This is a genomic window from Halorussus gelatinilyticus (genome assembly GCF_023238445.1).
Taxonomy (GTDB): domain Archaea; phylum Halobacteriota; class Halobacteria; order Halobacteriales; family Haladaptataceae; genus Halorussus; species Halorussus gelatinilyticus.
Map to the genome: position 1 here is coordinate 1,850,231 of NZ_CP096658.1, position 23,303 is coordinate 1,873,533.

Here is a 23,303-nt window from a genome sequence, read left to right on the forward strand (position 1 = left end):
CACGCGCGACGCTCCCCGGTCTTTTTGACCGCGCCGGACGTACGGACGTGCGTGCGACGGCCGAGACGAGCAGTTCGGAACGACGCGGTACCGACCAGCGACTGGTCTTGCGGACGCGGAGGAGTCTCGTGAGCTACCGGTACGGCGACCCCGAGGCGGCCGACCACGAGTCGTCGGGGTGGCTCTTCGGGAGTCCAACGGTCCAGACGCTGGCGGTGTTCCTGCTCGTGTTCGCCGTCCAGTCGGTCGTCGGAGTGGTCTCTCGCGGTCTCGCTATCGGTCTCTTCGCGCTCGGACCCTCGGTTTCGGCCAAACCGTGGACGCTACTGGTGAGCGTCTACGCCCACGCGGGGGTCGGCCACCTCGTCTCGAACGCGGTGGTCCTCGTGTTGGTCGGGCTCGCCGTCGAGCGCGTGACGACGACGCTGCGATTCCACCTGTTCTTCGCGTCGGTCGGCATGCTCGCCGGCCTCGCGCAGGTGGCGTTCTCGGGCGTCTTCGGCTCCGGTAGCGTCGTCCTCGGTGCGAGCGGTGCCGTGTTCGGTTTGCTCGGGTATCTGCTCGCCGGGAACCCGGTCACGGACGCGGTTCTCGGTCGGCTCCCGTTGAGCGGTCGGGCGCGCGTCGCCCTACTCCTCGTGTTGGCCGGAGCCGTGACGCTGTTCACCGCGTCGCCCGGCGTCGCGCTGGTCGCTCACTTCACGGGGTTCGCGCTCGGCGCAGTGGCCGGCCGTACGCGACTTCTCCGGGTCTGAGGCGTCGGAGCGCAGAACTGTGGGGAACACTCTCCCCCACGCCCGCATCGAAACATAAGCTTCTAATAAGTGGGCGCGCTACGAACTATTGCGTTCGCGGGCTCGTAGATCAGCGGTAGATCGCTTCCTTCGCAAGGAAGAGGCCCTGGGTTCAAATCCCAGCGAGTCCATGCGGCTGACGCCGCAACCGCAATTACCACACGGCGTCGGCATCCACGCTTTTGTTTAAGTCCTACACGGTGCAAATCAGGAACGAACCGGCAAGCCTTGCCGTTCCCAATTGCACCCGTCATGGTAGCGGCACCGTCACCGTCCGTTGGTGGCTACAATTACTGTCGGAATACCGTGACTTAGATGTTCCGGCGATAGTGGTGCATGACCACGTGCGGAGAACATCGGGAAGGCCCGCCGGTGCCGGTTAGAACATCAATCGATTCGCTATCTTACCCACAACCGTTACTTCGCCAGAGAATTTTTGACGAAATTCGTCTATACTTAGATGACAAATAACAAACAAAAATTTTAACCGTTTCAACTGTGTTTACTCTTGTGACTAAGTTCTCCGGTGGCTTGTCCCTCTGAGCGGTGCGTGTAGGCTCGGTTCTTGAACAGGAGGCTTCAGCCGAGATGTCGTCCACTTGGAGAACTTTAGAATCTAACAATGAGTACAACAGCAAGCAATAGCGGCGGCTCTCGCGTGGAATCGGCTCCCTTTGTTGAATGGTCGAAATACAACGAGAACCGCTGGCGATATGAGGGTGACCCAAAGTCAGCATCAGAATCAGACATATATAATCCTGATGCACAGAATGCAACCACGATTCGGTATGACATCAACTATCGGGATGACCCTGAAAAGCGAAGAAAGTACAAACGACTCTCAGAATACAATAGTGGTCTGAAGAACGGGCCAAAATGGACCAACGATGAATACAACACGTATCTCGTGAATCAGCATTTGATTCGGGCACTTGCTTCACAAGTAGGATTGAATCCACGCTACAAGCGGGAAGCCGAGAGGCTATTCCTTAGATTTGACCTCCAGAAATTCGGAACAGATGCGGCTACCGTGGCATTCTGTACGTGCGTCGCTGTAGTTAAGAACTCAGAGGAAAACGATAGGAAATGCCATCCCTGTGTCCCAGACAAAAAGATGGACCCTGAGTTCAGGCGAGTCGCAAGTGCTGAAGATTACCGGAAGGGAGAACTCATTAGCCTGTACAACAAGGTCACTCAAGCCAAGGACAAGTACTGGGGGTGACCCCCCTATATAAACCCTCTACCATTCTACTCCAACGGAGGGGCGGCGGAGGAGGAGAACGTTCACTTTTTTACTGCGGTTTACAATGCGGTTACCCACAGGAACGGCGGCCACCAGCCGAGCCGCAGGCGAGGGGTTGGCCGGATACGAGTTCGGTGACCTCAACCCCGACAGCCCGCTCCGGTCGCTTCGCTCCCTCCGCGCCGGGCTTCCCGATGTTCCCCGCTAAACGGTTTCCGTCAGTGGTCACACTGTATTGGTAAACCGAAACCGAGAGCATGGAAGATATCCCAAATGCACGGATTTCCAGATTCCCGCTCAACAGACAGTGACATAGAATCTTTTTCCATAGTGATTGAGAAATCATACATCAGTTTATTAAAAACTGACGTTGTTCACACAACTGGATGTCATCGAACAACAAAACCCATCCGTTGTACGCGGCGATGATAAGCCTGTTTTTCACAGGGCTTTGGACCGACTTTGGATTCAACCCCGTCATCCGGGTCTCCGAACTTACCATCCGGACAGTCGCAGAAACGACCGCCTATGGTCAGAACAACGCTTTCGCTGGACCGTTTCCCGGGCCGGGTGAACTGATTGGTATACTCCATACTGCCGCCTTATTGATAACAATTGGAGCAGTCGTTGGTTGTCTCGTCCATGGTCGAATACTGGGATTGGTTGGTGGAGGGGCTACCTATCTCGCAGGAGTTGTTATTCTTGATGCCCATCAACCGGGTACCTTCCTGCTCATCGCAGGCTTCTTCCTTGGGACAATAGGCTTGCTACTGAACGACTCAAATCAAGGGAGCGGTCGTAGTGGCCCTTCAGTAACGCATCAAGGATTGAGATGAACAAGGGTGATATCCACCTACTGAAAATAGGTTACCGCCTCAATTCACCATGGGTTTAGACGTCGGCTTCGCAGATGTCTTGCTCCCTGTCGTGGCGACCTCCTTCCTGATGTCGCCGAAATGTGGGCCAGTGAATCCTTTCAACAAGAAGGACTGCATGAAGGTTCCATCATTCGGTATCGGTGGTCACTTTAGAAGTCTCGACCTCGGAGAGGTTGTCAATGCGCTGGAGTACATGAGTGAACTTCTCATGCACTGTTGCCTCCCGGTCTTCCCAAGTAAGAACAACATTTGCTAAAACCTCGTCTGGAATCTCGCTGTCATTGTCCATGGGAGTAACTACTGTGCCATTCTTCCTCTTGACTGTGAGTTCTTTTGCGTCCTGCAACAACCTCTGGATGGCATCAGATTTCCCATCATAGCCGGAGTTATATTCACCGTCACTAACTTCTACATGTCCTTTTTTACCAGTTGAATCGTGGAAATGGAGTTTCAGGCCCATAGTTTCTGAAATTATTATGGTTGGATTTATTCATCTATAGTCGGAAGTTCTTCTCTTATCATTCTCTTTTTCGCATATATTCTCCCGGTACTCTGTATGACAATTATTGAAGTGATTGCCGCGAGAAACAGTTTAATTGACCCGGTAAATACACCTCCGATAATCAATAGAATACCGACAACTACCCCGAGAAGATTTACCTTTTTATGATTTTGTGCCCACCTGTCGGAATCAGTTTGGAGTTCCTCCAAGTCTATCTCCTCAAGTGAGTCCTCTTTGCTTAGAAGTTTCCAGTTCTCTGGTAAAAGTGTCAACCCATTCTCCTCCGGTGAAAAAGAATCGACCGTTCTGTGATGACCACGAGGCCCAACCCGTAACTCAAGACGGTTCGATTTCGCCTTTGTTAGTGTTGACCAGCAGTCGGTGCATTGCAAAGTCTCATCTGCGGAAGGGTGGTGAGAAATCTCATTACTATCACAGATGGGACATTCTTCAAAAGGATTAGAGATTTTCTTCTGTTGAGACTCAGAAGATTTTCCAGAATGTCGCTTTTCCGATGTAGGAGCCTGAACGTCATTGTGTACTGCATTATGACATTCTTCACAGAGGGTTTGCAGATTAGCCAGTTTATCTTCTCCACCCTTTGACTTAGGCACAATGTGATGAGCATGGAGAGTAGCATTTCCACGGGGACCACCTTCTAAACCGCAATTCTGACATGTGTAATCATCCCTGCGATACACCCTTTTCCGACGAGAATCCCAATCAACGGGATAGTTCTGGGACATACCACCTTGTTGGAAGTAACATAGTAAAAATGATAGTGGTCAGACTTGGTAAACGCCCAATGGAGGCACTTAGAGTCCTTCGAGGTATTTTCGGCGAGTATCCATCTGTTCGTCTTTTGACTGCTTGTTATAGTGCTTATCAAGCACCTCCCTGCTCACGTCCATACGGTCGCTGATTACGTCCTTCGGCGTCTCCTCGTTGAGCGAGTAGGTGATTGCCCCTTTCCGAAGGGGATGCGGTGAGAGCGACGAGGGGCACTTACAGGCGAGGTTGTAGGAGTTGGCTTCGCAGGTGTCCGGCTCTCGGTCATGCGGGCACTCCTTTCCGATGTGACACGGACGGGTCGCCGTGTAGATTACTCGCTGGACGGTGGTCCGAGAGACGCGCGTGTTCCTCGTTGCGAACAGCGGACGGCGTCCGTGTTCGTCCAACACGTCGGCGCGGTTCTCGCTGATGAAGTCCTCGATAACCGTCACCAGTTCGTCTTTGATGAACACGTTGCGCTCGCCCTTCTCCTTGTTCTTGAGTGCGGTTCCCGTGGTCGGTCGGTGACGGATGCACAGTTTGTTCTCCTCGGGGTGGAAGTCCTTGAGGTCGAGTGCGAGAAGCGAACTGCTCCGTACTCCGGTGTGCCACAGTGTGTAGAACACGGTGTGCCGGAGTGAAGCGTACTCGAACCGCTCAAGGTAATCGAGGATGTTCTCAGCGTCATCTGCCCGGATGAACGAGTCGTTTACTTCGTCGGCGTCGGTCGTCTCGGGGATGACCACCTTCTCGCTGGTCCCCTCGGCTACAGCGTCCACCTGCTCACAGAAGCGGATGAACTTCTTAACGGTCCAGAGGTTGTGCTTGAGGGTGATTAGCTTCACCTGCTCGCTCCGCCACGTTCGGAAGTCAGCTAACGCCCGTCCGGTTGCGTCGTTCATGTTGGTAACGTCGCGCTCGTCACACCACTGCTTGAACACCTTGAGGTCAGACTTGATGTTCTGCAGTGACTTCTTCGTCACTTCATCTTCGCGGCTGGTCAGATACATCTCAACTGCCTTCTCCGGTCGGAGTGGTTCGAGGTTCGTCATGGTTGGCTGTCTTGGTGACCACCAACCAGACGGAACGCATACCGCGCGTGGCTCCGGGCAGTGGTATCGCCCGGCCTTCAGCTTGCGGTGCGGTGAGGCCCGTTGGGTTCAAATCCCAGCGAGTCCATCCGAAATTTTCCCGCTGAAGAAGGTCTACAGAGCGATATCGTCGGCGACTCGATACCGGACGGCTGTCGCGTATCAACAACGTTCTTGTACAATTGAACGATAGAGCCACTCGTGACCGACTGGTACCACGAGGCGCTACTCCCTTCCGTTGTGGCTAAAATCCGGGAGGCCGAAGCCAGAATGGGCGTGGTTTTCTACGGATTTCTCCTCGCCGACGGGCTGCTCCTCGGCTCGTACGTCTTCGACTTCGTCTCGACGCTCGTCGCCGTCGCGTCCGGAGGAAACGCTTCCCCGTCGGGTCCGTTCGCCGGCTTCGGTTTCCTCCGGTCTATCGTGTTCGCCGTCGGTACCGCGCTACTACTCGTCACCGTCTTCCGCCTCGGACTCCGCCTGTTGTTGCTGGCGAAGCGTCACTGGTCCGCAGTTCTCCCGCCCCAGCCCGCCAGAACCGTCCGCGTCCGGGACTCTGGCACCGGTTCCGTCTACCGAATCGACGCGCGAGCCCTCGTCCCGACGCTCGTCGTCCTGTCTAGCGTTTCCCTCGCCGTCGTGGTCGCGCTGTCTTCCGAATACCTGCCGTCGATGAAGTGCGAGGCAGTCGAAGTCTTCGACACGTTCTTCTGGATGGTCGGCATCTGGGAACTCGGTCGGGCGGTTGCCGTCTTCTCGACGGTCGATTTCTCGCTCTTCTCGGAGGTCGGGTTTCTGGCCACGTATCGGAAGCTCTCCGTCCTGCTGTATTTCGTCTTTTTCGGCCTCGTGGCGATAAATCTAGAGAACGTCTGCAAGCAGGTCTACGCCGCGAACGTTCTCGGAGACGACTCCGATTCGTGGCCGGGGATACTCTCTCAGGCGAGGGGCCTACGCGTCGCGGCGAGAGAGATTTACGCCCACGAGCGAGTCAACTCCCGGAAAATCGCGTTCTACGTGTTCGCCACGGTGGCTCTCGTCGTCCTGTTCTTGTACGTCGATTATCGAATTGCAGCGAATCTCCCGGCCGGTTGGGAAGAAGCGACGTACGGTACCAACTTACGCTACTGCGACGGTTCGTTCTTTAGCTGACTGCCTCCCGAGCGCTCGCCTCCATCGAGCGACCGGCGACGATTCCGTCTGACGCCCGTCATACGCCGAAACACAGGGTTTACCACGGATGAACGTAAGGAACTCCACAATGAGTCTCAGGTGTTCGCTCCTCGGCCACAGCTACGGGGAGGCAGAGATAGAACGGGAACGCGAGGAGCAGGGAAGCGAAGTCGTGGTCACGGTCCGGGAGTTCGAGGAGTGCGAGCGGTGCGGCGATCGCAAGACTATCACCGAGAACAAGGAAGTCACCGCGATTCAGTCGCCCGCACCTGACCTCGAAACCGCGGAGTCGGACTCCGGGATGGCGTCCCGGTCCGGCGCGACGAGCGAGTCCGGCGAGACCGGGGCCACCGCCGGGTCCGCCGCGGGCCAAGCCGGGGGAACCGAAGCGACCGGGGGTGCGTCGGGCGACTCGACTGCCGGGACCGGAACGCCCACGGCCACCGACGCGGAGGTCACCGCGGCCGCGGGCGGGGACGACGCCGAGATAATCGGCGGTTCGACCGACTCCGGGGAGTCGGCCGCGGAGTCGAGCGGGTCGTCGGGGTCGGATGCGTCGGCGTCCGAGAGCGCGGCGAACGCCGAGACGGACGCCGCGGAAACCGCACCGGACTCCGCGGGTCCCGGCGGGAGCGACTTCGAGGAGGAACCGTCCGCGGCGGACGACGACGGCGTCATCTTGGACGACGAGGGCGACGCCGACGAGTCCGACGACCGCACGCCCGGCGAGTGGCCCGACGCCGAGACGACCCACCCGGCGGAGACCGACGACGGTCCCGGCGAGTGGCCCGCTGTCGGGCGGGAGGACTCCGACGAGGGGTACGACGCCGAACCCGGTGACGCCGGCGACGCGGACGTGCAGTTCGGCGGCGGACTCACCCCCGAGTCAGCGCCCGAAGTCGACGACGACGAGACCGACGAGGTGGAGTTCGTCAACGCCGAGGGCGACGCGCTCCAGTCGAAGGACGCCGCCAGCAGCACGACGGAACTCTCGTCCGGCATCTCGGCCGGCGCGGAGGCACCTTCGATGTCTGGACCGGCCGACGACCCCGACGTGGACGCCCAGTTCGTCTGTCCCGAGTGCGACTACCGCCAAGACGTGGCGGGGTCGTCGCTCCGGGCGGGCGACATCTGTCCCGAGTGTGCGCGGGGTTACCTCGCACAGGAGTAGATGGCATAGTAAACCGAGTGAAGCGTCGGATTCAAGAGGAAGAACGACGCGAAAAGGGTTTACCACACCCTGTCCAAAGGGAGATTACCATGAAGGAATACAAGATGCGACGCGGCGAACATCTGGAGGACCGCATCCCGGACATGGAGGCGAAAATCGAGGACTACTTCGGCGAAATCACGGGTACCGAAGAACACAACGGCCACGAACTCTACGTGGTCGAGGACCCCGACAACCCCGTCTTCGACCGCATCCTCGCCGGAGCGGCCGAGTACAGCGGCAAAAAGGACAAACTCGCCGTCCACTTCGAGGAGCGCGACGCCGAGGACGTCATCGCCGAGGGCAACGCCGACGCCGCGGCCGACGCGGTGGACAAGAAGAACGACTTCCTGCTCGAAGCGACGGGCCGCGACGCCAAGGCCCGCCGCGACTCGATGAAGCGACAGGTCGAGGACGACGCGGACAAGCCAGACAGCGTCTCGTAGCCCGACCGCTCCGCGTTCCATTTTTCCCCTTCTCACAACTGGTCGAACAGCGCCGCGGATACCGGTGTCGGGACTGTCGAGAGTCACCGAGAACTGCCGAGAACGCGTCTGGCCGACGACCGTCTCAGAAGTGGTCGCTGTTGGGCGACCCCTCGCCGCGACCCCCGCGGCCGCCCTCGTTGCGGTCGATGCCCATCACGCTCTCGGGTTGGTCGACGTCCCACCCGCTCGTGCCGTCCTCGGCGACGCGGACGGTCACGTCCTCGACGTCCTCGAAGTCCTTGGCGAGGTCGAGTTTGATGTTCTGTGCGGTCCGCGGACTGATAGCACATCCCGAGCAGGCACCGCCCAACTCGACGACGACTTCGCCGCTGTCGGGGTCGGCCTTCTGGACGGCGCTCTCGCCGCCGTGCATGCTGATGATGGGCATCTGGCCCGTCAACCACCGCTCGACGCGGTCCTTCAGCGAATCGTCGTCGGTCATGATGTAAGCGTAGGGTCCGGAGGGGTCGTAGGACTTTGGGTTTATTTCCTCCAGCGTCGCCACGCGCCCGCCCCGAGGAGCGCCGCGGCTCCGGCCGTGACGCCGAAACCGGGCACCTCGCCCGAGCCTCCGCCGTCGGACTCGCTGGTCGTTGCGTCGTCGAGTGCGGCATCTCCCGTGGTCTCGGTCGTCGTCTCGGTCGTGGTTTCGGTTTCGGTCGCAGTCGCGGTAGGAGTACCGTCCCCGCCGGTCGTCGTCAGCGACGGTGGGTCCTTTTGGGGGCTGTTGGTGGCGTCCTCTATCGGGAAGGTGTAGAGACCGCCCTTCCCGTTCGAGCGCCGACCCATGCTGCTGGCGACGAAGAACCCGTCGGTCGCGCGCTTGGCGGTCCAGAACGAGGTCTCGTCGGGCATGCGCCACCACGCCAACTGCTCGGGGTTCGCGGGGTCGGAGATATCGTGAATCTTCACGCCGCCCTGATACCACGACGTGAACAGGCGGTCGCCCACGATGTCGAAGTTGTGCGAGGTAGTCCACGTCCCGCCGATGGAGGGGTCCGGCGACGCGGGGGCGTCGATGGTGGCGAGTTTGGTCGGACTCGTCGCGTCCGAGATATCCCAGAGTTCCAGACCGCCGGGTCCGCCCCGCTCGCTGGCCTGCCACGCCTCCTTGTTGACGCCGAGGAGACTCCCGTCGTCGCTGGCCATCGCGTAGTGGGCGTTACCCGGCAGTCGGAGGACCTCGGTCCGGACGCTGTCGCTCGGAATCGACTGGAGTTCGGCGAGCGGTCTGCCGCCGATTCGCGCGACGAAACTCGGACTCGCGGGGTCGCTCACGTCCACGAGGTACGTTCCGGCGTCCCAGTGAGAGAGGTACGCCCGGCCCTTCTGGACCCACACGTCGTGAATCGTCCAGACGCTCGTCGGCACCTCGTTCCACCCCGACCGCCGGTCGGCGGGCGACCACCGACCGACCTCCTCGGGACTGTCCCCGCTCACGTCCACCATCACGAGCGCGTTCGTCTCGCCCTGATTCCCGGTCAGGTAGACGATTCCGTCCCGAACGAAGCAGTTGTGAATCGGGAACTGCGTCTCGTGGAACGCGACCTGCGTCGGGTTCGCCGGGTCGCTCACGTCGAAGAGCGCGAACCCCTGCAACACGTCGCCCCGCATCGGGTTCGCGGGCCCCGCGGCGACCAGACGGTCGCCCTCGACCTTCACGTCCTGAATCATGCGGAGCGGCCCGGTCTCGCGGTCGGCCAACAGGCCCGCGCGTTCGGCGACCACCGTGGGGTCGCTCGGAATCTGCACGTCCACGACCGCGAACCCGTCCATCGTGGCGACGTAGGCGAACTTTCCGCTCCGGTCGGGAACCGCCTCCGTCGCGTTCGCTATCGAGACGCTCCCCAGCGGCCGGTACGGTCCCGGATGCGCCGTCGCCGTCTCGGCCGCCATCCCCGCTCCGACTCCGACGGAAGCGAGTGCGACCGACCCCGAAACCTCCCGCAGAAACTCGCGGCGATGCATGGACGGACGAAAGGTCTACAGAAGGATAAATGGGTGGGCGAACGTGGACTACGCGACCGTTCGCGACCGGTCGCCCGTCCCGCCCGTCATCGCGCTGGCGATGGCTCCCTTCAACACCACGTCGTCGCCGAGGTTCGTCAACTGCACGTCGGGGACGTTGTTGAACACGAGGTCGTCCACGCGCTCGCGGATGGGGTCCACGACCAGCGACTCGTTCTGCAGCGCCACCGCGCCGCCGACGTAGATGACCAGCGGCGCGTAGGCCTGCGCGATGTTGGTCACGCCGAGCGCGTTCCAGTGAGCGACCTGCTCGACGACGTGGTCGGCGAACTCGTCGTCGCCCGCCGCCTCGAACACGTCCACCGCCGAGAAGTCCGGGTCGGCGAGCGGCAGGTCGGTGTCGAGGCTGCCGGCGTCCTCCGCGAGCAGTTTGGCGTACTTCGGGATGTTGTTGCCCGAGCAGTACGCCTCCCAGTGCCCCTCGCGGCCACAGCCACAGGTGCGTCGGCCTTGCGGGTCCACGACCATGTGGCCGACCTCGCCCGCGTTGCCGTCCCACCCAGAGAGCACCTGTCCGTCCACGCAGACCCCCGCGCCGATGCCCGACGAGATGGTCAGGTACGCCATGTCGTCGGGGTTACGGTCGCTGTAGAATCGCTCGCCGATGACGCCCGCGACGGTGTCGTTGTGGAGGTAGACGCTCTCGCTTTCGATGAGTTGTCCCACGGGACCGGTCAGCGGGATGCGGTCGATGGTGTCCGGGAGGTTCGCCGGGTTCTCGACCGCGCCCTCCGCGAGGTCCAGCGGTCCGATGGAGCCGATGCCCGCGGCCCGGACGTCCGACGGGGCGATGTCGGCGGCCGCGCTGGCCTCTCGAAGACACTCCAAGACGGCCTCCGTGACCGCGATGCCCGTGGGACCGTTGGGGGTGTCCGCGCGGTGGACGCTCACCACGTCCCCCTCGTCGTCGGCGACTGCCGCCCTGACGTTCGTCGCGCCGAGGTCAACGCCCGCGTAGTACGCCATTCACCCCGGTAGGACGGTCCGGTCGCACTTAACTACAAGCATTTACTCGGCGACGAGTACGACACTCTCTGACGTGCCCGACCGCGCAGGTGGCGAACCGCGGTCGCTCTCCGACGCGAACCTGCGACAGTGATAACTCTCGTCAGATGGTATCACACACCATGAATCCCGACCCCGACGACCGGCCGGACGCGAACGACCGGAGCTCGGACGACCCCGACTCGGACCCGGACCCGGACCTCGCCGGCGCGGACCTCACCGACGCGGAGGTCGCGGCGCTCCACGAGGTCGAATTGGGCGTCGAGTGGTTGCACCGCGCGCACGGCCACCTCGTCCAGTTCCACCACGCGACCGGGCACGCGATGGACCACCTCGCCGAGGCCGAAGCCGGCCTGCGCGAGGCGGGCTACGACGGTCTCGCAGACCGCCTGCGCGACGACCTGCTCCCCCGCGGCGTGGTCGGAGACAAATGGTCCTACGGCGTGCTGGAGGCGTTTCAGGCCGGTCCGATGGCGGACGCCGACTCGTTCGGCACCGACGCCTGCGAGGAAGTCGCCGACGGCGAGCGCCACGTCGCCGAGCGCCGTCAGGAGCGCGAGTGGAAGGGTCGCTCCCGGACGTAGGACGGTCGCCGCGCGGGTGTTCGCTCCTCGACCGACGAACGCTCGGTGACGCGAACCACGAGGGCGCACCGCCGACGAAAAACGAACCCGGTCGTACGACTAGTCCCCGCGGACGAAGGTCACGGGACACGGCGCGCTCAGCATGACCTCTTGGGCCGTGCTCCCGAAGACCGCCTTGCCCGTCGGCGAACGCTTCCGGCCGCCGACGACCACGCGGTCGGCGTTGACCTCGTTGGCGAGGTCCACGATGCTCTCGCCGTGTTCGCCGACGCGCCCGCGGACGGTGTACTCGACGTCCGCCTCGTCGAAGGCGTCGGTGAGTTCTCGGACGGTCGCGTGGCGCGAGGCCACCTCGTCGGGGTCGATGTCGCCCGCCGGGTCGTAGTCGAGCTGGCTCACCACGCCGTCGAACTCCTCGTCGGTGAAGACGTGGGCCAGCACGACTCGCGCGCCGGTCGGTCCCGCTACGTCGATGACTGCCTCGGCCAACTCCTCGGTGCGGTCGGCGTCGCCCGGCCCGACCGCGAGCAGGATAGTCTGTAGTGCCATATCGACACGTCCACGGTCCGGATATTAAGCGTATGTGGCCGTGACGGTTTTTTGCGGCGTCTCGGTCCCCGCAGGCGGTCGTCCGCGCCGAGCGGTCGGGAACCTGTCGGCGAATCCGGGAATCGTGGCAGGTCCGAAACTTACGCCGAGTTCGGCAATCGCGACAGTCCGAAGCTCGCGGGGGTCCGGGCCGACGCTCGCCGGCCGACCGCGAACGACGTTTCCCCGTTCGGAGAACCCTCCGAACCTCAACACGGAAATACGACGACGCCGAACCCCCGTCCATGCTTCGACCCGACCTGACCGGGCGGACCGCGCTCGTGACCGGGAGCGCGAGGGGCGTCGGCCGAGAGCTACTGCTCGCCTTGGCGGACTGCGGCGCATCGGTGGCGGTCCACTACCGCTCCAGCGAGGGGGCCGCCCACGACGTCGCCGACGCCGCACGCGAGACGGGTGCGCCCGAGGTGACGACGATACGGGGCGACGTGGCCGACCCGGACGACGTGGACGCGATGTTCGACGCCGTGGAGGACGACCTCGACGGCGTGGACGTGCTGGTGAACAACGTCGGCCCGTTCGCGCCCGACCACTGGGAGGACATCTCCTACGAGCGGTGGAACACCGTCCTGCAGGCCAACGTCAACGGCACCTACCTCTGCTGTAAGCGTGCCCTCCCGGAGATGCGCGACCAGTCGTGGGGCCGCATCGTGAACGTCGGCTACGCCAGCTCCGAGAAGGGCATGGTCAATCCGAAGAACGCGCCCTACTTCATCGCCAAGCAGGGCGTGTTGATGTTCACCCGGATGCTCGCCAACGACACCCAGAACGACGGCATCACGGTGAACGCCGTCTCTCCTTACGTGATCGAGAACTCCGACGAGTTCCCCGAGGACCTCCCGCGCGGCCGACCCGCCGACTTCGAGGACGTGGAGCAGGCGGTGCTGTTCTTCTTGGACGAGGACAGCGACTACATCAGCGGCGAGAACATCGAAGTGGACGGCGGATGGTTGCCGGAGACCGTGTAGCGGCCGCGCCACGTAGTCACGCTCTAGACCGGCGTAACGGACGTTCCGCGCCGAAAATCCGTAGTTCGAGTTACGGCCGCCCCTCCAACCGACTAATAACTTTTCGTGCCCGTCCGCTACGCTCACCCGTCGGGGACCGACCCGACGGGGGAAGACCAATGCACGAAAACGACGACAGCTCGAACATCGCATCGAAACTGCTGGGCGAGGGGACGTCTCGCCGCGAATTCATGGACACGACCGCCAAACTCGGCGGGAGCGCGCTCGCGCTGTCCGCGCTCGGCGGCGGTACCGTCGCCGCCAGCGGTACACAGACGGAAGGAGCAGCGGTGACGCTCCAGAATCAGGAGTCGGACGGTTCGACGGTGATGGTGGCCTCGGCAGCCGTCCCGGAGGGCGGGTTCGTCGCTATCCACGACCTGTCGCTCCTCGAAGGCGAGGTCCTCGGGAGCGTCATCGGCGTCTCGGAGCTGTTAGACGCCGGCGAACACCAGAACATCGAGGTCACGCTGTTCGAGGGCGTGCCGGGAGCCCAGTTCGACCAGTCGGCGCTACAGGAGACCCAGCCGCTGATCGCGATGCCCCACCAGAACACGAACGGCAACGAGTCCTACGACTTCGTCTCGTCGCAGGGCGAAGCCGACGGCCCGTACACCAGAGCGGGCGCGCCCGTGGTGGGTCTCGGGTACGCCATCGTACAGAGCGAAACGACGATGGGCGGCGAAACCACCACGACCGAGTAGACGCGTGTCGGCGATGGCGCGACCCGCCGCGTAGCGGACCTGCGGCCGTCCGCGGACTCAGCTACGACCCCGACAACAACTTTTTCAGATGCTCCTTCGAGAAGAAGGAGGTCGGCTTGTCCATGTGGACGCCGATTTCGCCGGAGAACGCCGACAGCCCGACCTTCTGGACGCTCTCGGGGAGCGAGTAGCACTTCCGAATCCAGTGGCCCAACTCGATTTCGGTGTGCAGGTCCTCGCGCCACGCGTCCTCGTAATCCTGTAGGGTGTCGGGTCGCTCGGGGTCGATGACCTTCGCGGCGTGGCTCGCGGCGGTCATGCCGTAGAGGATGCCGCCGCCGGTGAAGGGCTTGGTCTGGGCGGCAGCGTCGCCGACGAGAAAGCCGCGCCGACTCGTCACCGAGTCGGCCGGCCCGACCGGAATCATGCCCGCGCAGAAGTGGCTCGTCTCCACGTCGTACTCCGCGGTGAACTCGTCGAACAGCTCCTTGGCGGACGGGTCCGAGCCGGGCGGGGCCGCCAGCCCGTACTCGACGCCCGACTCGCCGCGCGGGATGCGCCACGCGAAGAATCTGGGCGCGGTCAGGTGAACGTCCACGTAGTCGCCGGGGTCGTCCTCCTCGGAGAAGGCGAGGACGCCCTGTAGCTTCTCGCCGGGTTCCGGCAGGCCGAGTTCCGAGCGCACGCGCGAGACCGGCCCGTCGCATCCGGCGACCATCCGCGCCTCGAAGGTCTCGGTGCCGTCGGGCGTGCTGGCGGTCACTTCCACCCGGTCGGCGTACTCCTCGACCGACGAGACGCTGTGGTTCTCCCGGAGGTCCGCGCCGGCGTCGCGGGCGGCGTCGGCGAGGAGTTCGTCCAGTCCCACGCGGTCGATGACGTTCGAGACGACCTCGCGCTTGTAGAAGGGGTAGTCGTCGCTTTGGGGACCCCCGACGTGGAAGCGCGCGCCGTACACCTCGTTCTGGAGCAACTCCTCGCGCGCGCCCTCGGGCGTAAACTCCCAGATGTCGGTGCTGACGTGGCCCGAACAGGCGAGCGGTTTCCCGACCGCTCCGCGTTCGAGCGCCAGCACGTCGTACCCCCGTTCGGCCGCCCGCCGGGAGAATCGAGACCCGGCCGGGCCCGCCCCGACGACTACGAAGTCGTACATCGGTCGGGGGTACTACCCTGCGGCCCAAGTATTCACCGCTCTATGCTCGTTCGTCGTGGTAGTCGGCGCGCTGACCGTCCGTCGTCGGTTTCGACCGCTGAACGCGTCGCGTCGACGGCGGACCGCTATCCGTCCACGTTCGGCGGTGCTTCCTGCTGAGCGAGCCGTTGCCGTCGCACGTAGTGAGTCGCCGCCGAGAGCGCGAACGCCGCGACGATGAGGACGCCCCATATCTCGTCGGGAATCGCCTCGAACGGTGGGACGCCCAGCAAGTCGCCGAGGACGAGAACCGCGCTCACGACCGCGAGCGCGAGATAGTACCGAATCCACGGGAAGTCGTCCTGCGGCCGGAGGTACCCCTCCAACTGGGCCGCGTTCCCCGATAACTCGACCACTCCGCGGTTCTGGTTGTAATCGACGATACCAGCGTCCGCGAGCTTCGGGAGATGCGTCTGATAGAGAGACGTGTAGACCGACTTGCGCTCGTTGGCCGACAGCCCCTCGACGGTCGTGTCGTTCTCCCACGCCGCGACCTGCTCGGCGAGTTCGCTCAGCTCGACCGGACGGTCCTGCTGCTTGAGGTAATGTAGCGTGTACCGCCGTCGCCGGTTCTTCAACACGTCGAAGATTAGGTCTTCGGACAGTGTTTCTTGCTCCGGTGAGTTGTCAGCCGAGCTCATACTACCGAAATCGCTCAATCGCTTGTTGCGCCGATGCCACCGCCACCCATCCCATCACGGTACGCCAGTTTCACCCGGACCACACTTTGTTATCCAGTACTTAGCACCGAGCCAATATCAAAAGTACTACAGGAATCGGAGGTAATACGGGGATTCCCCGAGTTAACGTGACGATAAAGCGGCTGAGGCGGAGAATTAGTGAAGACCCTTCAGTCGTCGGTCGCGGGCGCGGCCTGCTTCTCGCGGTCCGAGCGGGGTCCGTCCAACTCCACCTCGGGAAGCAGGTCCCGGAGGTAGCGCCCGGTGTGCGAGTCCTCGGCGCGCGCGACCGCTTCGGGAGTGCCCGCCGCGACGACCTCGCCGCCGTTCTCGCCGCCCTCCGGGCCGAGGTCCACGACGTGGTCGGCGTTCTTCACGAGGTCGAGTTCGTGTTCGATGACGACGACGGTGTTACCCTTGTCGGTGAGTCGCTGGAGGACCTCGATGAGCTTTCGCTCGTCTTCCTTGTGGAGTCCCGTGGTCGGTTCGTCGAGTAGGTAGAGCGTATCGCCGGTGTCCTTCTTCCCCAACTCCTCGGCCAGTTTGACGCGCTGGGCCTCCCCGCCCGAGAGCGTCGTGGAGGGCTGGCCGAGATTCATGTAGTCCAGCCCTACGTCCTTCAGGAGACCGAGGCGTCGCGCGATGCGCTGGTCGTGCTCGAAGAACTCGTAGGCCTCTTCGACCGACATGTCCAGCACGTCGGCGATGGTCGCGCCCTTGTAGGTCACGTCGAGCGTCTCGTCGTTGTAGCGCGCGCCGTCGCACTCCTCGCAGGGGACGTACACGTCCGACAGGAAGTTCATCTCGATTTTCACGGTGCCCTGTCCGCCGCACTCCTCGCACCGGCCGCCCTTCACGTTGAACGAGAAGCGACCCCTCTCGTAGCCGCGCTGTTTGGCGAGTTTCGTCTCGGCGAACAGTTCCCGGATGTAGTCGAAGACCCCGGTGTAGGTCGCTGGGTTCGACCGCGGCGTGCGACCGATGGGCGACTGGTCGATGAGCCGGACCTTCTCGACGTTGTCGATGCCCTCGATGGCGTCGTGGTCGCCGGGGTCCACGCTGGTGTTGTCGTTCATCTCGCGGGCCAGCCCCTTGTAGAGGATGTCGTGCATCAGCGTGGACTTCCCGGAGCCGGAGACGCCGGTAATCGCGGTGAACTGGCCGACCGGGAGGTCCACGTCGAGGTCCTTCAGGTTGTGCTGGCGCGCGCCGACGACCGTCAGTGCCTCGTCGGTCTCGCGCCGGTCGTCGGGCACCGGAATCCCTTCGCGCCCCGCGAGGTAGTCGCCAGTGATGGACTCCTCGCAGGCCTCTATCTCCTCGGTGGTTCCCTGCACGACGACCTCGCCGCCGCGCTTGCCCGGACCGGGACCCATGTCGATGACGTTGTCGGCCTGCCGCATCGTCTCCTCGTCGTGTTCGACCACGAGCAGAGTGTTGCCGAGGTCGCGGAGTTCCTTGAGCGTGTTGAGCAAGCGGTCGTTGTCGCGCTGGTGAAGCCCGATGGACGGCTCGTCCAGCACGTAGAGGACGCCGACGAGCCCCGACCCGATTTGGGTGGCGAGGCGAATGCGCTGGCTCTCGCCGCCCGAGAGCGTCGAGGCTTCGCGGTCAAGCGTCAGGTACTCCAGTCCGACCTCCTCCATGAAGCCGAGGCGGGCGCGAATCTCCTTCAGAATCTCCTCTGCGATCTTCGTCTCGCGCTCGTCGAGGGTCTTCTCCAAGCCCTCGAAGTGGTCCAGCGCGTCGCCGATGGACATCTCGTTGACCTCGGTTATGGACGTGCCGTCCACGTACACCGACCGGCTCTGGTCGTTGAGCCGGGTGCCCTCGCAGACCGGGCACTCCGTGACCGCCATGTACTCCTCGATGTGGTCGCGGGTGCTGTCCGAGTCGGTCTCGACGTACCGGCGTTCGAGGTTCGGGACGACGCCCTCGAAGCGCTCGTCCTTCTCGCGGGTGCCGTTCTTCGTGGTCCACTCGAAGTGGACCGTCTCGTCGGTTCCCCAGACGAACGCCTCCTGCACGTCCTCCGGCAGGTCCTCGAACGGCGTGTTCACGCTGACGCCGAAGTGGTCGGCCACGTTGTCGAGCTGTCGCCGGTAGTAGGTCCGGTTGTAGCTCCACGGCTCGAAGACGTCCTTGAGCGGCTTGGAGGTGTCTTGGACGACGAGGTCCTCGTCCACTTCCTTGGTCTCGCCGATGCCCTCACACTCCGGGCACGCGCCGTGGGGACTGTTGAACGAGAACGAGCGCGTCTCTATCTCCCGGAAGTCGATGCCGCAGTGGGTGCAGGCCAAGTCCTCGGAGAACTCCACGACGAGGCGGTCGTCGCTCTCGCCCGCGAGGTCGCCGGTCGAGCGGGCCTTCGCACCGCCGAGTTCGGCGTCCTCGGGCGGGTCCGGGAGGACGACCTTGAGCGCGCCGTCGGCCTCCTCCAGCGCGGTCTCCACGCTGTCGGTGATTCGGCTTCGGGCCTCGGGCGAGACGGTGACTCGGTCCACCACGACGTCGATGTCGTGGTCGTAGTTCTTGTCCAAGTCCGGACGGTCGAGCGTCAGGTCGAACTCCTCGCCGTCCACCTCGACGCGGCTGTAGCCGTCGGAGACGAGGTCGTCGAAGAGGTCCTCGAAGGCACCCTTCTGGTCGCGGACCACGGGGGCCGCGATTTTGGCCTTGGTGCCCTCGGGGAGTTCGAGGACGCGCCGGACCATGTTCTGTGCGCTCTGCTCGCCCACCTCGCGGCCGCACTCCGGACAGTGAGGCGTCCCGATGCGGGCGTACAGCAGGCGGAAGTAGTCGTGGAGTTCCGTGACGGTGCCGACCGTCGAGCGGGGGTTGTTGGCGGCGTTCTTCTGGTCGATGGAGATGGCGGGCGAGAGTCCTTCGACGTTCTCGACCTGGGGCTTGTCCATCTGACCGAGGAAGTTGCGGGCGTACGCCGACAGGCTCTCGATGTACCGGCGCTGGCCCTCGGCGTAGACCGTCTCGAACGCGAGCGAGGACTTCCCCGACCCCGACAGTCCCGTCACCACGTTGAACTGCTCGCGCGGGATGGAGATGTCGAGGTCCTTGAGGTTGTGCTCCTCCGCGCCCTTCACGTCGATGTACTCCTTGCTCATCGTTTTCGTGTTCCGAGAGAATCAGTTTGCGTGCGCTGTGCCGTCTCGTTCATCAAGAGGTTACAGGGATTCAGGGCACTTAACGGGATTGTAATCGGAAAGTCGGCGCGCTCCCGACTCCCGCCGCGCGGTCGGCTCGCCGGTGTCCCGCACGGAGGGCGTGCGACCTTCTCTCAGCCTCGTTTCGCGCCACGACTGTCCGGTCACTCGCCGCCGAGGTCGTAGGTCCGCTTTCGGATAGCGCCGCAACTCGGACAGACGTGGGTGTAGCGGACCCGTCCGCCGGAGGTCTGCACCCGCCAGCGTCCGTCCTCGTCCTCGTGGCCGCACTCCGGACAGTCGAGGTCTTCGCGGTCCATGTGCGAGGCCATCCGGTCGAACGGCGTCGAACCGACGTCGTTGCGGTGCGACATAGAAGCGACATCTATCCGCAAACACATAAAACTCCTGCTAGAAATTTATCTTACGATAGAGAGAAGCCACTTCTATTTTCGTATCCGAAATGATGCCGTGGTGCGGCCAATTACGGCCGCGGGACTCCCGAGAGCGTACGGAAAGACCGAACTTTTACCGATTCCGAGAGTAGAGGCGGGCATGAGCCATCGCGTCGACGAGATAGACAAGCGCATCCTCTACCATCTGGCGGCCGACGCGCGGAACACCTCGGCACCGACCATCGCCGAGGAGGTGGACGTAACTCCCGCCACGATTCGCCACCGCATCCGTCAGATGGAGGAGGCCGGGATTATCGAGGGATACCACGCCGACATCGACTACGAGCGGACCGACGGCCGCATCGTCAACCAGTTCACCTGCACCGCGCCGGTCGCGGACCGCCACCGACTCGCGCAGGCCGCGTTACAGGTCTCGGGCGTCGTGAACGTCCGGAAACTGATGGCCGGACGCGAGAACCTCGTCGTGACCGCGGTCGGCACGGACACCGACGACGTGACCCGCATCGCGCGGGAACTCTCGAACCACGGTCTCGACCTCGAACGCGAGGACATCGTACAGGACGAACTCTACCACCCCTACCACCCCTTCGGCGCGGAGGACGAACCGAGCCAGTCGTTCGCGGACGTGCAGAACTTGGCCGGGGGTGCCGAGGTCATCGAGTTCACGGTCCCCGAAGACGCCGCCATCACCGGCCGGACGCTCGAAGACGCCAACGAGTCGGGCGTCATCGACGACGATTCGCTGGTCATCAGCATCGAGCGCGGCGACGCGGTGCTGACCCCGCGCGGCGACACCGCGGTCGAGGCCGGCGACGTGGTGACGCTGTTCGCCCCCGAGTCGGTCCCGGAGGGAACGGTCGAGGCCTTCGAGACCCGGCCGAGCGAGCGCGTCGCCGACGGCGACGAGTGAGCGACTGCCCCGAGAACGGTCGCGCTCTGCCACGGCCCTTTTCCTCTCGGTCGCCGTACACGTCGGCATGGACGCGGAGAAGGCGTTCGCGCTCGCCCTGCTCGCGGTCGCGCTCTACGCCTCGCTACTGGTCGTCTGGCCGTTCTTCACCTACGTCGCCTTGGCGGTCTTTCTGGCGTACGCGCTCTACCCGTTCCAGCGTCGCCTCGCGCCCCGCGTCGGCCCGCGGAAGTCCGCGGTCGGACTGATGACCGCGGCGACGGTCCTGTTCGTCCTCCCGTTCGTCCTGATGGTTCAGGTCGTCCTCCAGCAGGCGCTCTCGGTATTCGAGCGCGTGCAGTCGGGCGAACTCGACGTCGGACTCATGGAGGAGTTTCTGATCAGCGACCTCGGACAGGATCTCCTCGGGGCGGCTCGGTCGGGCGCGGGCCGGATTCTCGAGGAGTCGGTCAACGTCGTCGGCGGGGCCTCGACCGCCGCGGTCGGCGTGACGATTCTGGGCTTTCTGCTCTACTACCTGCTGGTCGGCGGCGAGGACGCGGTGGCGTGGTTCCGCGATGTGACGCCGCTCCCGACCGCCGTGCAGGACCGACTCCTCGCGGACCTGGACCGCCTGACCTACGCGGTCCTCGTCACGCAGGGTGTCATCGCGGTCGTACAGGCGGTCCTGACCGGTCTCGCGCTCGCGGTCCTCGGATTCTCGAACGTGCTGTTCTGGACGGCGTTCGCGGTCGTCCTCGGCCTGCTCCCGTTCGTCGGGTCGATGTTCGTCTGGATTCCGGCCGCCGTCCTGCTAATTGCCACGGGGCGTCCGCTCGCCGGCGCGGGCCTGCTGGTCTACGGGTTCGGCGTCATCAACCTCACCGACAACTACCTCCGGCCGGTCCTCGGCGGCCGGAGCGCGAACCTCAACCCCGCCATCCTGGTCGTCGGCATCTTCGGCGGACTGGTCGTCTTCGGGTTCACGGGCATCTTCGTCGGTCCCATCGTGCTGGGGTTCACGAAGACCGTCGTCGCCGTGGTCGCCGACGAGTACGCCTGAGCCGTTCTCGGCCCAAGATTGCGACCGCCGCTCGCACTCGGTCGAACCGCCGACCGAACCACTACCTCCGCCGACAAGTTCACGTACTTATTTAAATGATAGCCGACAAATCCGGGCCATGGTAACGGACATCGCCGCCCTCGACTTGACCGACGACGAGTACACCGTCGTCCAGTCGCTGATTCGCAACAAGTACAAAGCGACCGACGCCGACGGGAACGTCGTCCTCCGCGGCAAGCAGAAGATGCTCAAGATGAAAGAGGAGTTCCCGTTCACCGACGCCGACGGGGGTCCCGCGTTCACGGTGAAGGCGGGCGGCATCCTCGACATCGCGGGCGACTACACGCTGACCGACGAGGAGACCGGCGAACCGGTGGTCGTCCTCGACCAGAACTACTCCATCTTCACCGACCAGTGGAAGATTCGAGACCCGGACACCGAGGCGCTCATCGCCGAAATCGAGTCCAAGAACAAACTCGTCTCGGTCCTCCGGCACTTCGTCGGCATCGCGGGACTCATCCCCCACGCCTACGAGATCACCGACGCCAACGGCGACCACGTCGGCGAGATTCGCGGCCAGTTCTCGCTCCGGGACACCTACAACGTGACCATCGACGACGCCAGCAACGTGCCGAAGGAGGCCATCGTCGCGGCCGCGATGGTCGTGGACGCCATCGAAGGAAACTAGTACTCCGGCACGCGCGCCGACCGGTCGCTCCCCTCTACGAACGGGAGGTCGGCGAGCTCGGCCGGGACCTCCTCGCCGCCGACGCGGACGGTTAAATTGGATTCGTCCGTCTCGAAATCGACCACGCCGAACGCGACGGGTTCCCCGGCGGTCGGACTCTCGACCGCTCGCGTCACTTCGCCGACCGCCTCGTCGCCTCTGAACACCGCCGCGCCCGAGTCGGGCACCGCTTCCGGTCGAAGCCCGACGAGTCGCTGACTCGGCTGGCCGCGGTTCTCGACGCGCGAGACGACCTCCTGGCCGACGAAACACCCCTTCTCGAAGTCCACCGCGTTCCGGAGACCGACGACGTTCGGGATGCGGCCCCGTAGCTCCGACTCGAACAGCGGCGTCCCGGCTTCGAGCGTCAGCGACTCCCACGTCGTCCGGCCGAACGGCGCGGCGTTCAGCCCCTGATTCAGGAGCGTGTCGAAGACCAACTCGGCGTTCGCGCGCTCCTCGCCGGTCTCGTTGACGGTCGTCCCGGTGGTGCAGACCACCTCGAACCCCTCCTCGCCGGTCGGCGCGTCGGTCCGAATCACGGTGACGCCGACCGAGGCGATTCGCCCGCGGACGAAGGACAGGTGTTCGGCGGGCGAGGACGCGCCGTTCAGCACGCTGGCTATCTTCTCGGTCGCCTTCGGGCCGTGGACGCCGAACACCGCGAAGTCGTCGGTGGCGACCGAAATCTCCACGTCTTGGATGAAGACCTTCTCGCGCCACTCGTCGGCGAGCGCGTCGGCCTCGCCCGGCGGGACGAACAGCAGGAGTTGCTCGCCCGCGTTGTAGACGTACATGTCCAACTCGACGCCGCCCTGCGGGTCGAGCAGGAGCGCGTAGGCGCCCTCGCCGTCGGCGGTCGGCACGTCGTTCGACACCACGTTGTCCACGTACTCCACGCGGTCGTCGCCGCCGACCGTGACCACGCCGTAGGGCATCTCGGTGACGCCGACGACGTTCCGGACCGCGGCGTGCGCGCGGTCGGGTCGCCCGTAGTCGGCAGGTACCTCTCGGTCGCCCACCGCGGTCCACTCCGCCCCGAGGTCGGCCTGCTCGTCCTCGATGACAGTCATTCTACGTCGGATTCGGTC

Annotated in this window: 24 protein-coding genes and 1 tRNA gene; 13 read left to right on the top strand and 12 right to left on the bottom strand. The window is 63.7% G+C overall.

Going from position 1 to position 23,303, the window contains the following annotated elements; translation table 11 throughout:
- Positions 1 to 128: 128 nt before the first annotated feature.
- The 4 genes from M0R88_RS09535 to M0R88_RS09550 all read left to right on the top strand — a co-directional run bounded on the left by M0R88_RS09535 (position 129) and on the right by M0R88_RS09550 (position 2,873).
- On the top strand, positions 129 to 755 hold the full coding sequence (locus M0R88_RS09535) for a rhomboid family intramembrane serine protease (RefSeq protein WP_248653281.1): 627 nt from the start codon (positions 129 to 131) through the stop codon (positions 753 to 755).
- A gap of 98 nt (positions 756 to 853) precedes the next feature.
- Positions 854 to 925, top strand: a tRNA-Ala gene (locus tag M0R88_RS09540).
- A 491-nt stretch (positions 926 to 1,416) separates the two neighbouring features.
- Positions 1,417 to 2,016: a hypothetical protein gene (locus M0R88_RS09545; protein ID WP_248653282.1), complete on the top strand. Its 600-nt coding sequence runs from the start codon at positions 1,417 to 1,419 to the stop codon at positions 2,014 to 2,016.
- 407 nt (positions 2,017 to 2,423) lie between these two features.
- Complete coding sequence (locus M0R88_RS09550; RefSeq protein WP_248653283.1) at positions 2,424 to 2,873, top strand: hypothetical protein; 450 nt, start codon at positions 2,424 to 2,426, stop codon at positions 2,871 to 2,873.
- Between the two features lie 169 nt (positions 2,874 to 3,042).
- On the opposite strand, the gene M0R88_RS09555 is transcribed toward M0R88_RS09550, so the two are convergent.
- The 3 genes from M0R88_RS09555 to M0R88_RS09565 form a co-directional block, all read right to left on the bottom strand.
- Positions 3,043 to 3,375, bottom strand: a complete 333-nt coding sequence (locus M0R88_RS09555; RefSeq protein ID WP_248653284.1) for a hypothetical protein — start codon at positions 3,373 to 3,375, stop codon at positions 3,043 to 3,045.
- Positions 3,376 to 3,401: 26 nt separating this feature from the next.
- Positions 3,402 to 4,163, bottom strand: a complete 762-nt coding sequence (locus M0R88_RS09560; protein ID WP_248653285.1) for an HNH endonuclease — start codon at positions 4,161 to 4,163, stop codon at positions 3,402 to 3,404.
- 69 nt (positions 4,164 to 4,232) lie between these two features.
- The gene (locus tag M0R88_RS09565) at positions 4,233 to 5,240 is read right to left on the bottom strand and encodes a tyrosine-type recombinase/integrase (protein ID WP_248653286.1); all 1,008 of its coding nucleotides are present in this window, start codon (positions 5,238 to 5,240) and stop codon (positions 4,233 to 4,235) included.
- Between the two features lie 240 nt (positions 5,241 to 5,480).
- Here M0R88_RS09565 and M0R88_RS09570 point away from each other — a divergent pair, with 240 nt between their 5' ends.
- The 3 genes from M0R88_RS09570 to M0R88_RS09580 all read left to right on the top strand — a co-directional run bounded on the left by M0R88_RS09570 (position 5,481) and on the right by M0R88_RS09580 (position 8,108).
- Positions 5,481 to 6,431, top strand: coding sequence for a hypothetical protein (locus M0R88_RS09570; RefSeq protein ID WP_248653287.1), 951 nt, complete (start codon positions 5,481 to 5,483; stop codon positions 6,429 to 6,431).
- 109 nt (positions 6,432 to 6,540) lie between these two features.
- The gene (locus M0R88_RS09575; protein WP_248653288.1) at positions 6,541 to 7,623 is read left to right on the top strand and encodes a DUF7093 family protein; all 1,083 of its coding nucleotides are present in this window, start codon (positions 6,541 to 6,543) and stop codon (positions 7,621 to 7,623) included.
- An 89-nt stretch (positions 7,624 to 7,712) separates the two neighbouring features.
- Positions 7,713 to 8,108 carry a DUF5611 family protein gene (locus tag M0R88_RS09580; protein ID WP_248653289.1) on the top strand — a complete coding sequence of 132 codons (396 nt, stop codon included), beginning with the start codon at positions 7,713 to 7,715 and terminating at the stop codon, positions 8,106 to 8,108.
- Positions 8,109 to 8,232: 124 nt separating this feature from the next.
- Here M0R88_RS09580 and M0R88_RS09585 read toward each other — a convergent pair whose 3' ends face one another.
- From M0R88_RS09585 to M0R88_RS09595, 3 genes are read right to left on the bottom strand one after another with little or no spacing between them, the layout of a single operon-like run.
- The gene (locus tag M0R88_RS09585) at positions 8,233 to 8,592 is read right to left on the bottom strand and encodes a NifU family protein (protein ID WP_248653290.1); all 360 of its coding nucleotides are present in this window, start codon (positions 8,590 to 8,592) and stop codon (positions 8,233 to 8,235) included.
- Positions 8,593 to 8,633: 41 nt separating this feature from the next.
- Positions 8,634 to 10,118 (bottom strand): LVIVD repeat-containing protein, encoded by a 1,485-nt coding sequence (locus tag M0R88_RS09590; protein ID WP_248653291.1) that lies wholly within the window; start codon positions 10,116 to 10,118, stop codon positions 8,634 to 8,636.
- Between the two features lie 48 nt (positions 10,119 to 10,166).
- Positions 10,167 to 11,144 carry an ROK family protein gene (locus tag M0R88_RS09595; RefSeq protein WP_248653292.1) on the bottom strand — a complete coding sequence of 326 codons (978 nt, stop codon included), beginning with the start codon at positions 11,142 to 11,144 and terminating at the stop codon, positions 10,167 to 10,169.
- Positions 11,145 to 11,305: 161 nt separating this feature from the next.
- Here M0R88_RS09595 and M0R88_RS09600 point away from each other — a divergent pair, with 161 nt between their 5' ends.
- Entirely contained in the window at positions 11,306 to 11,767 is a 462-nt protein-coding gene (locus tag M0R88_RS09600) for a hypothetical protein (protein WP_248653293.1), read from the top strand.
- A 99-nt stretch (positions 11,768 to 11,866) separates the two neighbouring features.
- Here M0R88_RS09600 and M0R88_RS09605 read toward each other — a convergent pair whose 3' ends face one another.
- The gene (locus M0R88_RS09605) at positions 11,867 to 12,316 is read right to left on the bottom strand and encodes a universal stress protein (protein ID WP_248653294.1); all 450 of its coding nucleotides are present in this window, start codon (positions 12,314 to 12,316) and stop codon (positions 11,867 to 11,869) included.
- Positions 12,317 to 12,600: 284 nt separating this feature from the next.
- On the opposite strand from M0R88_RS09605, the gene M0R88_RS09610 reads away from it, so the two are divergent.
- Positions 12,601 to 13,341, top strand: a complete 741-nt coding sequence (locus M0R88_RS09610; RefSeq protein WP_248653295.1) for an SDR family NAD(P)-dependent oxidoreductase — start codon at positions 12,601 to 12,603, stop codon at positions 13,339 to 13,341.
- Between the two features lie 158 nt (positions 13,342 to 13,499).
- Complete coding sequence (locus tag M0R88_RS09615) at positions 13,500 to 14,084, top strand: DUF7282 domain-containing protein (RefSeq protein WP_248653296.1); 585 nt, start codon at positions 13,500 to 13,502, stop codon at positions 14,082 to 14,084.
- Between the two features lie 61 nt (positions 14,085 to 14,145).
- On the opposite strand, the gene M0R88_RS09620 is transcribed toward M0R88_RS09615, so the two are convergent.
- The 4 genes from M0R88_RS09620 to M0R88_RS09635 all read right to left on the bottom strand — a co-directional run bounded on the left by M0R88_RS09620 (position 14,146) and on the right by M0R88_RS09635 (position 19,491).
- Complete coding sequence (locus M0R88_RS09620) at positions 14,146 to 15,237, bottom strand: geranylgeranyl reductase family protein (protein ID WP_248653297.1); 1,092 nt, start codon at positions 15,235 to 15,237, stop codon at positions 14,146 to 14,148.
- A gap of 125 nt (positions 15,238 to 15,362) precedes the next feature.
- The gene (locus M0R88_RS09625; RefSeq protein WP_248653298.1) at positions 15,363 to 15,917 is read right to left on the bottom strand and encodes a DUF7344 domain-containing protein; all 555 of its coding nucleotides are present in this window, start codon (positions 15,915 to 15,917) and stop codon (positions 15,363 to 15,365) included.
- A gap of 209 nt (positions 15,918 to 16,126) precedes the next feature.
- The gene (gene uvrA, locus M0R88_RS09630) at positions 16,127 to 19,078 is read right to left on the bottom strand and encodes an excinuclease ABC subunit UvrA (protein WP_248653299.1); all 2,952 of its coding nucleotides are present in this window, start codon (positions 19,076 to 19,078) and stop codon (positions 16,127 to 16,129) included.
- A gap of 203 nt (positions 19,079 to 19,281) precedes the next feature.
- Positions 19,282 to 19,491, bottom strand: coding sequence for an HVO_0649 family zinc finger protein (locus tag M0R88_RS09635; RefSeq protein ID WP_248653300.1), 210 nt, complete (start codon positions 19,489 to 19,491; stop codon positions 19,282 to 19,284).
- A gap of 181 nt (positions 19,492 to 19,672) precedes the next feature.
- Between M0R88_RS09635 and M0R88_RS09640 the strand changes: the two genes are divergently transcribed.
- The 3 genes from M0R88_RS09640 to M0R88_RS09650 all read left to right on the top strand — a co-directional run bounded on the left by M0R88_RS09640 (position 19,673) and on the right by M0R88_RS09650 (position 22,173).
- Entirely contained in the window at positions 19,673 to 20,443 is a 771-nt protein-coding gene (locus tag M0R88_RS09640) for an Lrp/AsnC family transcriptional regulator (protein WP_248653301.1), read from the top strand.
- Positions 20,444 to 20,510: 67 nt separating this feature from the next.
- Entirely contained in the window at positions 20,511 to 21,485 is a 975-nt protein-coding gene (locus M0R88_RS09645; protein WP_248653302.1) for an AI-2E family transporter, read from the top strand.
- A gap of 118 nt (positions 21,486 to 21,603) precedes the next feature.
- Positions 21,604 to 22,173: an LURP-one-related/scramblase family protein gene (locus tag M0R88_RS09650; RefSeq protein WP_248653303.1), complete on the top strand. Its 570-nt coding sequence runs from the start codon at positions 21,604 to 21,606 to the stop codon at positions 22,171 to 22,173.
- Here the strand turns inward: M0R88_RS09650 and ygfZ are convergent.
- On the bottom strand, positions 22,170 to 23,285 hold the full coding sequence (gene ygfZ, locus M0R88_RS09655; protein WP_248653304.1) for a CAF17-like 4Fe-4S cluster assembly/insertion protein YgfZ: 1,116 nt from the start codon (positions 23,283 to 23,285) through the stop codon (positions 22,170 to 22,172). The two genes, M0R88_RS09650 and ygfZ, sit on opposite strands and share 4 nt — an antisense overlap.
- Positions 23,286 to 23,303 lie beyond the last annotated feature (18 nt).

Bases quoted from the DNA above. Each gene is read 5' to 3' on its own strand.
- M0R88_RS09595 (WP_248653292.1), bottom strand. From the start codon at position 11,144: ATGGCGTACTACGCGGGCGTTGACCTCGGCGCGACGAACGTCAGGGCG.
- M0R88_RS09625 (WP_248653298.1), bottom strand. From the start codon at position 15,917: ATGAGCTCGGCTGACAACTCACCGGAGCAAGAAACACTGTCCGAAGAC.
- M0R88_RS09575 (WP_248653288.1), top strand. From the start codon at position 6,541: ATGAGTCTCAGGTGTTCGCTCCTCGGCCACAGCTACGGGGAGGCAGAG.
- M0R88_RS09590 (WP_248653291.1), bottom strand. From the start codon at position 10,118: ATGCATCGCCGCGAGTTTCTGCGGGAGGTTTCGGGGTCGGTCGCACTC.
- M0R88_RS09605 (WP_248653294.1), bottom strand. From the start codon at position 12,316: ATGGCACTACAGACTATCCTGCTCGCGGTCGGGCCGGGCGACGCCGAC.
- M0R88_RS09580 (WP_248653289.1), top strand. From the start codon at position 7,713: ATGAAGGAATACAAGATGCGACGCGGCGAACATCTGGAGGACCGCATC.
- M0R88_RS09585 (WP_248653290.1), bottom strand. From the start codon at position 8,592: ATGACCGACGACGATTCGCTGAAGGACCGCGTCGAGCGGTGGTTGACG.
- M0R88_RS09635 (WP_248653300.1), bottom strand. From the start codon at position 19,491: ATGTCGCACCGCAACGACGTCGGTTCGACGCCGTTCGACCGGATGGCC.
- M0R88_RS09620 (WP_248653297.1), bottom strand. From the start codon at position 15,237: ATGTACGACTTCGTAGTCGTCGGGGCGGGCCCGGCCGGGTCTCGATTC.
- M0R88_RS09615 (WP_248653296.1), top strand. From the start codon at position 13,500: ATGCACGAAAACGACGACAGCTCGAACATCGCATCGAAACTGCTGGGC.
- M0R88_RS09545 (WP_248653282.1), top strand. From the start codon at position 1,417: ATGAGTACAACAGCAAGCAATAGCGGCGGCTCTCGCGTGGAATCGGCT.
- M0R88_RS09555 (WP_248653284.1), bottom strand. From the start codon at position 3,375: ATGGGCCTGAAACTCCATTTCCACGATTCAACTGGTAAAAAAGGACAT.
- M0R88_RS09560 (WP_248653285.1), bottom strand. From the start codon at position 4,163: ATGTCCCAGAACTATCCCGTTGATTGGGATTCTCGTCGGAAAAGGGTG.
- M0R88_RS09645 (WP_248653302.1), top strand. From the start codon at position 20,511: ATGGACGCGGAGAAGGCGTTCGCGCTCGCCCTGCTCGCGGTCGCGCTC.
- uvrA (WP_248653299.1), bottom strand. From the start codon at position 19,078: ATGAGCAAGGAGTACATCGACGTGAAGGGCGCGGAGGAGCACAACCTC.
- M0R88_RS09600 (WP_248653293.1), top strand. From the start codon at position 11,306: ATGAATCCCGACCCCGACGACCGGCCGGACGCGAACGACCGGAGCTCG.
- M0R88_RS09610 (WP_248653295.1), top strand. From the start codon at position 12,601: ATGCTTCGACCCGACCTGACCGGGCGGACCGCGCTCGTGACCGGGAGC.
- ygfZ (WP_248653304.1), bottom strand. From the start codon at position 23,285: ATGACTGTCATCGAGGACGAGCAGGCCGACCTCGGGGCGGAGTGGACC.
- M0R88_RS09650 (WP_248653303.1), top strand. From the start codon at position 21,604: ATGGTAACGGACATCGCCGCCCTCGACTTGACCGACGACGAGTACACC.
- M0R88_RS09640 (WP_248653301.1), top strand. From the start codon at position 19,673: ATGAGCCATCGCGTCGACGAGATAGACAAGCGCATCCTCTACCATCTG.
- M0R88_RS09550 (WP_248653283.1), top strand. From the start codon at position 2,424: ATGTCATCGAACAACAAAACCCATCCGTTGTACGCGGCGATGATAAGC.
- M0R88_RS09565 (WP_248653286.1), bottom strand. From the start codon at position 5,240: ATGACGAACCTCGAACCACTCCGACCGGAGAAGGCAGTTGAGATGTAT.